This window comes from Actinotignum sanguinis (genome assembly GCF_003957255.1).
Classification (GTDB): Bacteria; Actinomycetota; Actinomycetes; order Actinomycetales; family Actinomycetaceae; genus Actinotignum; species Actinotignum sanguinis.
Genome location: NZ_QDIE01000048.1, coordinates 1 through 9,079, shown reverse-complemented (window position 1 = coordinate 9,079; position 9,079 = coordinate 1). Strand labels below are relative to the sequence as shown.

Below are 9,079 nucleotides of genomic sequence, written 5' to 3'. Positions count from 1 at the left end.
GGATAACCCAGTTCTAGGACTGTTTGCCTTAGAGAGCCAAGCTTTTCCAGGATGGCGAGAGCTCTTTGCTTGTCTTTGGCGGAGTACCTGATCCCGTTTGCAACTCCCGGTTTCTTATTCATTGAACTATCTCCTTAAAAATCTCTAGGAAACCGTCCGCACCCCCTTAAGAAATTGTTTTGATGTCGTGGGGTTGCATCCTGTGGGTCTCGCTGTCGTGGGGTTGCATCCTGTGGGTCTCGCTGTCGTGGGGTTGCTTTTTGTGGGGGCCTCCTGCCGGGAGGGCGCATCCTGTGGGCTCCACTGTCGGCGCGTTGCTATTTATGGGCATCACCGCTCACATCGTCCACGCTTGTCCATGCAAGCGAGTGATTGCGATGGGGCTGACAGCTTTTCGCGGTTTCAATATTCCTGACGCACTTTTTGCACTCCAGTTGCAGTCGAGGCGATCTCGGCGCACTGAAACGCCTGGCGCGGGCGCGGTATCCGTGGCACCCTGGAATGGAAAGCGCCCGCGGTCTGGACCTGCGGCGGCGGGCTCGGGGAAGCAAGCAGGAAACGAAAAGGAAACCCCATGCGAAACATCACCTTGGCCAATGGCGATACCGTGCCGGCCCTCGGGCTGGGCACCTGGTTCCTCGGTGATGACCGAGCGTGCCGGCAGGAAGAAATTGCGGCCTTGCGCTGCGGAATCGAGGGCGGCGCCCGGCTGATCGACACCGCGGAAATGTACGGCAGCGGGCGCTCCGAAGAGCTCGTGGGTGAAGCAATCACACCTTTCCCGCGCGAATCGCTCTACCTCATCACCAAAGTGCTCCCCTCCAACGCATCCCGGCGGCGCATGGAAGGCGCGCTGGATGCCAGTCTGGCGCGGCTGGGAACCGAGTACGTGGATATGTACCTCTATCACTGGCGCGGCGGCACCCCGCTGGCCGAAACCGTGGCGGAGCTGGAGCGCCTGCGCGAGAACGGGAAAATCCGCAGCTGGGGCGTCTCCAATTTCGACGTCGAAGATATGGAGGAGCTGGCCGCGCTGCCCGGCGGCGCGAATTGCCAGGCTAATGAGGTGCTCTACCACCTCGGCTCGCGCGGAATTGAAGTGGAATTGCGCGGCCTCATGGAGCGGCTCGGCGTGGCGCTCATCGCCTACTGCCCGCTCGCCCAAGCCGGGACTTTGCGCAACGGCCTGGTCACCAATCCGGTGGTCACCGAGGTAGCGCGCGACCTGGGCGTGAGTCCCTTCCAGGTGCTACTGGCCTGGGTGCTAGCGCAGAGCCCGACCATTGCGATTCCGCGCACCGGGAAGCTCGCCCATATGCGGGAAAACCTGGAGGCAGCGCGGATCGAGTTGAGCGGCGAGCAGCTGGCGCGCCTAGATGGCGCCTTCCCGGCTCCGCGCCGCAGGGTTCCGCTCGATGTGGAATAGGTTTCGCAGGGTGGGTACGACGGCGCCGCGGCGCGCCCGCGCGCCGCGGGGACGCGGCGTCGCCGTGCTTCCTACGCACATACCGTAGCTTCTCAGCTACCCCGCGCCGTAACCGATCTGGCGGGAAATTTCCGCGGCGGTCGCGGTGACCGCGGCCGCCAATTCCCGCATCCGCGCCTTCCCCATATAAATGACGGCGCTGGAGACGCTAATTGAGGCCGCAATATTCCCGGACGCATTGCGGATAGGTGCGGCAACGCAACGAATCCCCGGTTCGCTAATTTCCCAATCTTCCGAATACCCATTGCGCGCATACTTTTCCATCGCGGCGGTGAATTCCTCCAGGGTTTCCGGCGGGGGAGTATCCCGTACTCGCTCGCGGTCGGCCAGGTAGAGGCTCGGCCAGCGCTCGGGACTGTCGAGAATGAGGGAGCGGCCCAGCCCGGTGCGGGTAATCGGGCGGCGGGTGCCCACCTGGGAACGCACTTCGATACCGCGATGGCCGGGGAATTTGAGGAGGTAGAGGGCTTCGCCTTCCAGTTCGGTGCCCAGGTGCACGGTATCGAGGGTGTCCTCCGACAGCTGGGAGAGCAGCGGGGAGGCAATACTGACCAAAGAAATATCATCGAGAGCCTGGAATCCCAGCTCGATAAGTGACGCCCCCAGAAAATAGGTGCCGGTCTCATCGGTGCGCAGGAAACGTTCCTGGCGCAGGGCCTGGAGGAGCCGATGCACTTTCGAGCGGCTCAGACCGGTTGCCGTGGTGACCTCGCTGAGATTCCGAGCCCCCGCGGCGACGGCACGGAGAACGAGGAGTCCGTGGCGGAGTGTCTGCGTGCCGGGGATATCGTCGGGTGTCATATACACAAGGTACCAGGTTTCCAATAGTTGGGAACCTGGTACCGGAGATGAGCGGAGGGGAATTAGGTACGCGGGTGATGCGGGGTAATTATCCCTCCGGGAATTTCGCGGCGAGTGCCTCCACCAGCAGAGTGGAATCCGCCGTGGTCGCGATGAAATTCGCTCCCGCGGCAATGTACTGTTCGGCTACCGCATCATCGAAGGCGAGGGAGCCGGCCACCAGCCCGGCCGCCCGGATCTTTGCCAACGCATCACACACGATAGCGTGCAATTCCTCCGCGGGAGGATTCCCGAGCGAGGCGCCCAGGTCAGCCGGCCCGATAAAGAAACCATCCGGCCCCTCTACCTCAAGCAACTCATCGAGGTGGGAGAGCGCCTCCCGGGATTCGATTTGCAGCAGTACGAATAGTTCCGCTTCGGCCTCCTCCATATAGGAGGTGTAGCGGCCCCAATTCCCGGCGCGCGCCACCGATGCGCCCACCCCGCGGATCCCGCGGGGTGCGTAACGCACCGCTCGCATGGCCGCGCGGGCCTGCTCCGGGGTATCCACCATGGGCAGCAGCAGGTTCTGCGCTCCCAGATCCAGCACCTGTTTAATATGCGCCGGAGTGGTTTCCACCGGGCGCACAATCAGGGGCATGGGGTACCCGGAGGCGGCCCGGAGCTGATCCAGCAGGGAGGCCACGGTATAAGGTGCATGTTCGCCGTCGAATAACAGCCAATCGGCACCCGAACCGGCGCAAATTTCCGCCGAGGTGGCCGAAGCCATCGTCATCCAGATTCCGCGGCGCGCCCGCTGCGGGGAGGCCGTAAACTCTGCTTTGAACTGGTTTTTAGGCAACGTCGCTTTCAATACCAACGTCCTTTCGATTCTTGAGAGCGACGATAATGAAGGAACCGAGGATTGCTACCGCTGCAACCGCCCAGAGTCCCGCCACACTCGACTGATGGGTGTCAAAGATTTCGTTGAACCATACTCTCAGATTCGGTGCCACAAAACCACCAACAGCACCCCAGGTATTGATGAAACCAATACCCGCGGCCAGGGCGGCCCCGGCAAGAAGATTGGTCGGCATTGTCCAGAAGAGCGGCTGGCAGGCAATCACGCCGGTAGCCACGATGCAGAGCGCCGCGATGGCGAGGATCGGGGAGGCGTGCGCCGAAAGCCCCAGGGACAGGCCCGCCGCCAGCAGCAGCCCGGCCGACCAGATCCGCTGCCGATCCGGGGTGGTGGCGTTCTTGGAGAACCACCACGTTCCGATAAGGGAGACCACCCACGGAATGGCGACGACGAGCGATACCTTGAAGCCCACCGATTCGCCCAGCAGGCGCGCTACCTGCGTGGGGATATAGAAGACGACGCCGTACACCGCCACCTGGATAGCGAAGTAGGCCATGGCCAGCGTCCATACCCGAGCATTCGTGAAAGCATCCTTGAGAGTGGACTTCACCCCGGAACCGGAATCTTCACCTTCCACCGCTTCGGCCAGGACGATCCGCTCTTCCGGAGTAAGGAACTTGGCAGAGCGCGGTCCGTCGTCGAAATAGAAGAAGGCGAGGCACCCGACAACCGCGGCGAGCAGACCCTCAATGAGGAACATCCAGAACCACCCCGGGAAGCCGAGGAATCCGTGCATCTGCAACAGCGCGCCCGATAGCGGAGATCCCAGTGCTAGCGCGAGAGGAGCCCCCAGATAGAAGAGGCCCATCACGTAAGCACGTGGTTTGGCGGGGAAGAAGATGGAGGAAAGGTAGATCATGCCGGGGAAGAAACCGGCCTCCACCACGCCCAGGAGCAGGCGAATGGTCAGGAATTTCGCCGGGGTATCGGCAAAGGCCATACAGGCGGATACCAGACCCCAGGCCACCGCGATGGAACCGATCCATTTCTGCGCCCCGATTTTGCGCATCATGAGATTCGCGGGGGCACCGAGGAAGGCGTAGAGCACGAAGAAAATCCCCGCGCCCAGCGCGAAGGTGGCTTCACCGATGCCGGTGTCCAGCATGTATTCCTGCTGGGCGTATCCGATATTGGAACGGTCCAGGAAAGCGAGGACGTACAGCAGCATCATGAAGGGTACAAGGCGCCGGCGGGCCTTGCGAACTGCGATATTCAGGGTTGCTTCGCGGGAGGCGGAGGCCCCGGACTTGGTCGCGGGTGATCCGGGAGATGGCGAAGAGGCTGTCATAATTTCTCCTTGTTGTTATGCGTGGATGCGTATCTACTTGGAACGCGGGCGCTCTAGTGCGTATAGGGGCGTTCCAGCGCGATATCGCGATTAAGTTCGACGCCGAAGCCGGGCTTCGTCAGAATTTCCTTGGAAATACGGCCGTTTTCGGGGACCGGTTCACCCAGAAGGATGGGATCGAATTGCGGGCGAATGGTATCCGCCTTCGGGCTGGTCATAAGGAACTCGCTGAACGGCGTATTCGTGAAGGTGATAACCGCGTGGTGCGAGTACACGGAGGAACCGTGCGGGACCACCAGCTGGCCGCGCGATTTGGCAATGGCCGCGATCTCGAGGAGGGTGGTGATGCCGCCACACCATCCCACGTCCGGCTGCATAATATCGATGCCGGTTTCGGAAAGGGTGCGGAAAGCCGCGAGGTTACCGTGGTGCTCGCCGGTGGAAACCATCACCCCAGCCGGGACCTGGCGCTTGAGTTCGGCGTAATTGTCGTACTGCGCGGCGGGGAAGGATTCCTCGATCCACTTGAGGTTGTAGGGAGCGCAGGCGTGCGCGAGTTTGACAGCGTAATTGACATCCTGACTCATCCAGCAATCCCACATGAGCCAGAAGTCCGGGCCCACCTTCTCGCGCATATCCTTAATGCGTTCCACTTCGCGGCGGATGCCGGCATCTCCATCGTGCGGGCCCCACTGGGTGGGCATCTTTCCGCCGATGAATCCCATTTCCTTGGCCAGATCCGGGCGCGACCCGGTGGCGTAGAACTTGATTTCATCACGAACTGCGCCGCCGAGTAGCGAGTAGACGGGCTGGCCGAGTACCTTCCCGAAGAGGTCCCAGAGGGCCAGGTCCACGCAGGAGATGGTGTTCATAACCACGCCGCCGCCACCGGAGTAGTAGTGGGTGGAGTTGATCATCTGATCGTGGATGAGCTTGATGTCATCCACTCGCTTGCCTTCGATGAAGCGGCTGAGGTGGTTTTCCACGATGAAACAGCCGATTTCGCCGGCTGTGGAGATTGCGAAGCCGGTGGTGCCGTCGCTGGCCTCCACTTCCACCACGAGGGTACCGAGCACGTTAATGCCGAAGGACTGGCGGGATTGTTCGTATTCCTTGTACTTGGACATCGGGGTAGCGATATGGTCATCGATCCAGTGCCCGCCGCCCTGGTCGTGATAATCACCGCCGCCCTGGCCCTTGTTCTTCGCGGTGGCGCCGCCCATGAAGAAAGCGCGCACGTGCTTGATCGTTGGTAATGACATGAGATGCTCCTTTGCGTCTATGTGTGAGTTCTATGTAATTGTTGAGAGGTTGTTGCGGGGCAGCTGCGCCGTCGTTCCGCTTGCGCGATAACGAGCCATGCGCATCTCCGCCACAACGTACCCAATCCCAGTTAGTGGGACGGAATGGTAATAGTTGGGATTCTGACACGGCCAGTCTAAAATGAAAGTCGGGGAGAGTAAAGCCTTCTCGGCTTGGTAGCTCGCGGATTGGGCGGGAAAATGTCGCTGCGCCTCCGGGTGCTCTCTCCTTGTCGGGCCTTACGTCATAAGGCGGGGGTCAAAAAAATGGAACAATGTTCCATGTCAGGAAAGTGGCGCAGTTGCTACGAATATTCGACATAAGGAGTTGTCATGGTTAATCGCATGATCCTCAACCAAACCTCGTACTTCGGGCGCGGTGCGCTCGACCAGCTGGTCCCCGAGCTGCATCGGCGCGGCTTCAAGAAAGTCCTCATCATCACCGACAAGGGTGTGCGCCAGGCCGGGACCGTGGACCTAGTCACGAAGCGTTTGGATGAGGCCGATTTTGCTTACGAGATTTTCGACGACGTCGTTCCGAACCCGCCCGTCGAAAACGTGAAGGCCGGCGTGCAGGCGCTCAAGGATTCCGGCGCGGATGTGCTCATCGGCCTGGGCGGCGGTTCCCCGCAGGACACCGCGAAGGCCATCGGCATTATCGGTGCGAACCCCGAATTCGCTGACGTTCTCTCCCTCGAGGGCGTGGCGGATACCAAGAACCCCTCTGTGCCGATTATTGGCATTCCCACCACCGCCGGTACCGCTTCGGAAACCACCATTAACTACGTGATTACCGATACGGAGAAGCACCGCAAGTTTGTGTGCGTGGACGAACACGATATTCCCGTCCTCGCCATCGTGGATCCGGACCTCATGGACGGGATGCCCCGTTCCCTCAAGGTAGCGACCGGGCTCGACGCTCTGACCCACGCCATCGAGGGCTACATCACCCCGGGCGCCTGGGAGCTTTCGGATGCGGTCCACCTCAAGGCTATCCAGATGATCGCGAAGAACCTGCGCAAGGCTGCCGATGGTGATACCGACGCCGTTGAGCAGATGGGTTACGCCTCCTACATCGCCGGCATGGGCTACTCCAATGTGGGCCTGGGCCTCGTGCACGGCATGGCGCACCCGCTCGGTGGGCGTTACGACGCACCGCACGGCGTGGCCAACGGTATCCTGCTGCCGGCCGTTATGAAGTTCAACGCGGAGTACACCGGTGAAAAGTACCGCGATATCGCGCATGCCTTCGGCATGAAGGATTCGTACGACGTCGCGCTAGAAGAAGCGCGCACCTACGCGGTGGACGCGGTCAAGCAGCTGGTCGAGGACCTGGGTAACCCCACCACGATCTCCGCGGTGGGCGTGGATGAATCTGGTCTCGATGCCCTGGCCGAGGATGCCTTCAACGACGTGTGCACCCCGGGCAACCCCCGCAAGGCCACCAAGGAAGAAATCCGCGCACTCTACGCCTCCCTCCTCTAAAAGCTGAGGTGCTCGCTGTCTGGCGTATTACCGGCAGTTGGGCATGAGTGCACAAAATTGGCGGCCGGCACCTGATCGTTCAGATGCCGGCCGCTTTTGTAGTGGGCCCGCGGCGCGCGGGGCGTACAGCTGCCAGGTAGCTGCGTCGTCGTTATTAATCTGTGCGCATCTTCAAGACGCACGCGCACAGTAGAGCGATCCCGGCGATGCCGGCGGAAAGAGCCAGTGCCCCGCGGTAGCCATCCCACGTTCCGACGAGGGGCGCCACCAGGCCAATACCTAGGCTTGCGCCAACGCCAAAAGCTGCGCCGTTGAGACCGGGGAGCGAGCCGGGTGCTTCGGGTGGGGCCAGGATGACGCCGAGCCCGTTGACAGTTGTGAGGATCATGCCGTTATAGGTGATTCCAAGAATCGCAATGAGGGCGAAAACAACCCATTGGTGATCGAGGAAGAACCAGATCCCGCCGATTGTGCATAGCGAAATAAGGAGTCCGGTCCGCAGAACGGTGAGCCAGCCGATTTTTCCCGCCAGCCACCCGGAAAGTGGGGCAGCGGCAAGTCCGATAAGCGCGGGCGGTGTGAGATAGAGGAGTGCGGCGCGGCCAGCCTCTAGCCCGTAGCCCGCGTCGGGATTCTGGGCGAAAAGCGCGACCGTGAAATTAATGACCGCGAAAACTGATGCGAGAGATAGAAGTGTTGTGGCAATAAGCGGCCAACAGTGGCGTGATGCCAGCTGGCGCAGGGCGAAAAGCGGCGAGGAAACCCGACGCTCAACCATGCAAAAAGCGCTGAAAAATAGCGCGGCCACACCGAAAAGTGGGAGGGTAGCCGTGGCGAACCACCCGCGGGTGCCGCCAACATTGACGTAGTAGGTGAGGAAAATAAGGCTGAGGGAGAGGAGTCCACCGCCCCACCAATCCATTTTTCCGCTGGCGGCAGGCCGCTCCTGCGTCGTGAGTAGTCGAACTGTCAGGAAAATTGCCACTGAGGTGAGGCCCGCAATAACGAAGAAAATAGCCTGGAAACCGAAGTGGTCGGTGAGGATCCCGCCAAACCATCCGTCCAGGCCGCCCACGCCGCCGTTAGCGGCGCTGATAATACCGAGCATGGTACCTAGAAGCGCGGGAGAGACCGATTCGCTCAGGATCATATATGCGAGTTGGAAGACCGCACCGGAAACGCCTTGGAGAACGCGTCCGGTCACGAAAATAGGGAAGTTTGGGGCGAGTGCACATACCAGTGTTCCCACCAGCAAGATCGCAAGAACCGCTAGTAGCATGCGGGCGCGGCCAAGTAAGTCGCTCCAGCGGGTAAGAAGAATCCCGGCGACCGCCCCGGCGAGGAAGAAGAGGCTTGAAACCAGAGCAAGCGTTCCCTCGCTCACCGCAAAACTTCGCCCGATATCCGGGAGCGCTGGGGTGACCATCGTGGTGTTGAGCTGGTAGGACAGCACGGCAATCACCAGGGTGACAAGGAGCCCGAACTGTCCACCGCGAGGAAGTCCAGTACCACTGTGTGGGAACCTGGCATCGCGGGAGCATAGCTTCGCGTCGTTTTGTATGCGCGTGCTTGTCGCGGCAGGTTCTTTATGTTCACTCACTTCTCTATTATCGACGACGCCGTGACTTCCTGCGTGCTCGCCCGGTGTGAAGCGGCGCGTAAGAGTGGCTGCGTGGCAGTGGTTTAGCGGGGTGTGGTGGGTGTCTCTCTGGTTTGATTTGCGTCTAGCGGGTTGGGCTTGTAAGCTTGTTATCCGTCGCCGAGGCCCGGGAAACCGGTAAGCGGTGACAGGATCCCTTGAGAGTGGCGTGGTTCAC

General features: G+C 61.0%; 7 protein-coding genes. 2 read left to right on the top strand and 5 right to left on the bottom strand.

Annotated elements, in window-relative coordinates; all coding sequences use genetic code 11:
* Positions 1-574: 574 nt before the first annotated feature.
* Positions 575-1,426, top strand: coding sequence for an aldo/keto reductase (locus DDD64_RS08535; RefSeq protein ID WP_126135941.1), 852 nt, complete (start codon positions 575-577; stop codon positions 1,424-1,426).
* A gap of 96 nt (positions 1,427-1,522) precedes the next feature.
* Here the strand turns inward: DDD64_RS08535 and DDD64_RS08530 are convergent, their stop codons facing one another.
* From DDD64_RS08530 to rhmD, 4 genes are all read right to left on the bottom strand, one after another.
* The gene (locus DDD64_RS08530) at positions 1,523-2,287 is read right to left on the bottom strand and encodes an IclR family transcriptional regulator (protein WP_126135940.1); all 765 of its coding nucleotides are present in this window, start codon (positions 2,285-2,287) and stop codon (positions 1,523-1,525) included.
* 88 nt (positions 2,288-2,375) lie between these two features.
* A complete protein-coding gene (locus tag DDD64_RS08525) occupies positions 2,376-3,128 on the bottom strand; it encodes an HpcH/HpaI aldolase family protein (protein ID WP_241227717.1) in 753 nt (250 codons plus the stop codon).
* Positions 3,121-4,476: an MFS transporter gene (locus tag DDD64_RS08520; RefSeq protein WP_126135938.1), complete on the bottom strand. Its 1,356-nt coding sequence runs from the start codon at positions 4,474-4,476 to the stop codon at positions 3,121-3,123. The genes DDD64_RS08525 and DDD64_RS08520 overlap by 8 nt, the downstream gene beginning before the upstream one ends.
* Positions 4,477-4,529: 53 nt before the next feature.
* Entirely contained in the window at positions 4,530-5,738 is a 1,209-nt protein-coding gene (gene rhmD / locus DDD64_RS08515; protein ID WP_126135937.1) for an L-rhamnonate dehydratase, read from the bottom strand.
* Positions 5,739-6,110: 372 nt separating this feature from the next.
* Here rhmD and fucO point away from each other — a divergent pair, with 372 nt between their 5' ends.
* Positions 6,111-7,262: a lactaldehyde reductase gene (fucO, locus tag DDD64_RS08510; RefSeq protein ID WP_126135936.1), complete on the top strand. Its 1,152-nt coding sequence runs from the start codon at positions 6,111-6,113 to the stop codon at positions 7,260-7,262.
* 154 nt (positions 7,263-7,416) lie between these two features.
* Here the strand turns inward: fucO and DDD64_RS08505 are convergent, their stop codons facing one another.
* Positions 7,417-8,862: an MFS transporter gene (locus DDD64_RS08505; RefSeq protein ID WP_241227716.1), complete on the bottom strand. Its 1,446-nt coding sequence runs from the start codon at positions 8,860-8,862 to the stop codon at positions 7,417-7,419.
* Positions 8,863-9,079 lie beyond the last annotated feature (217 nt).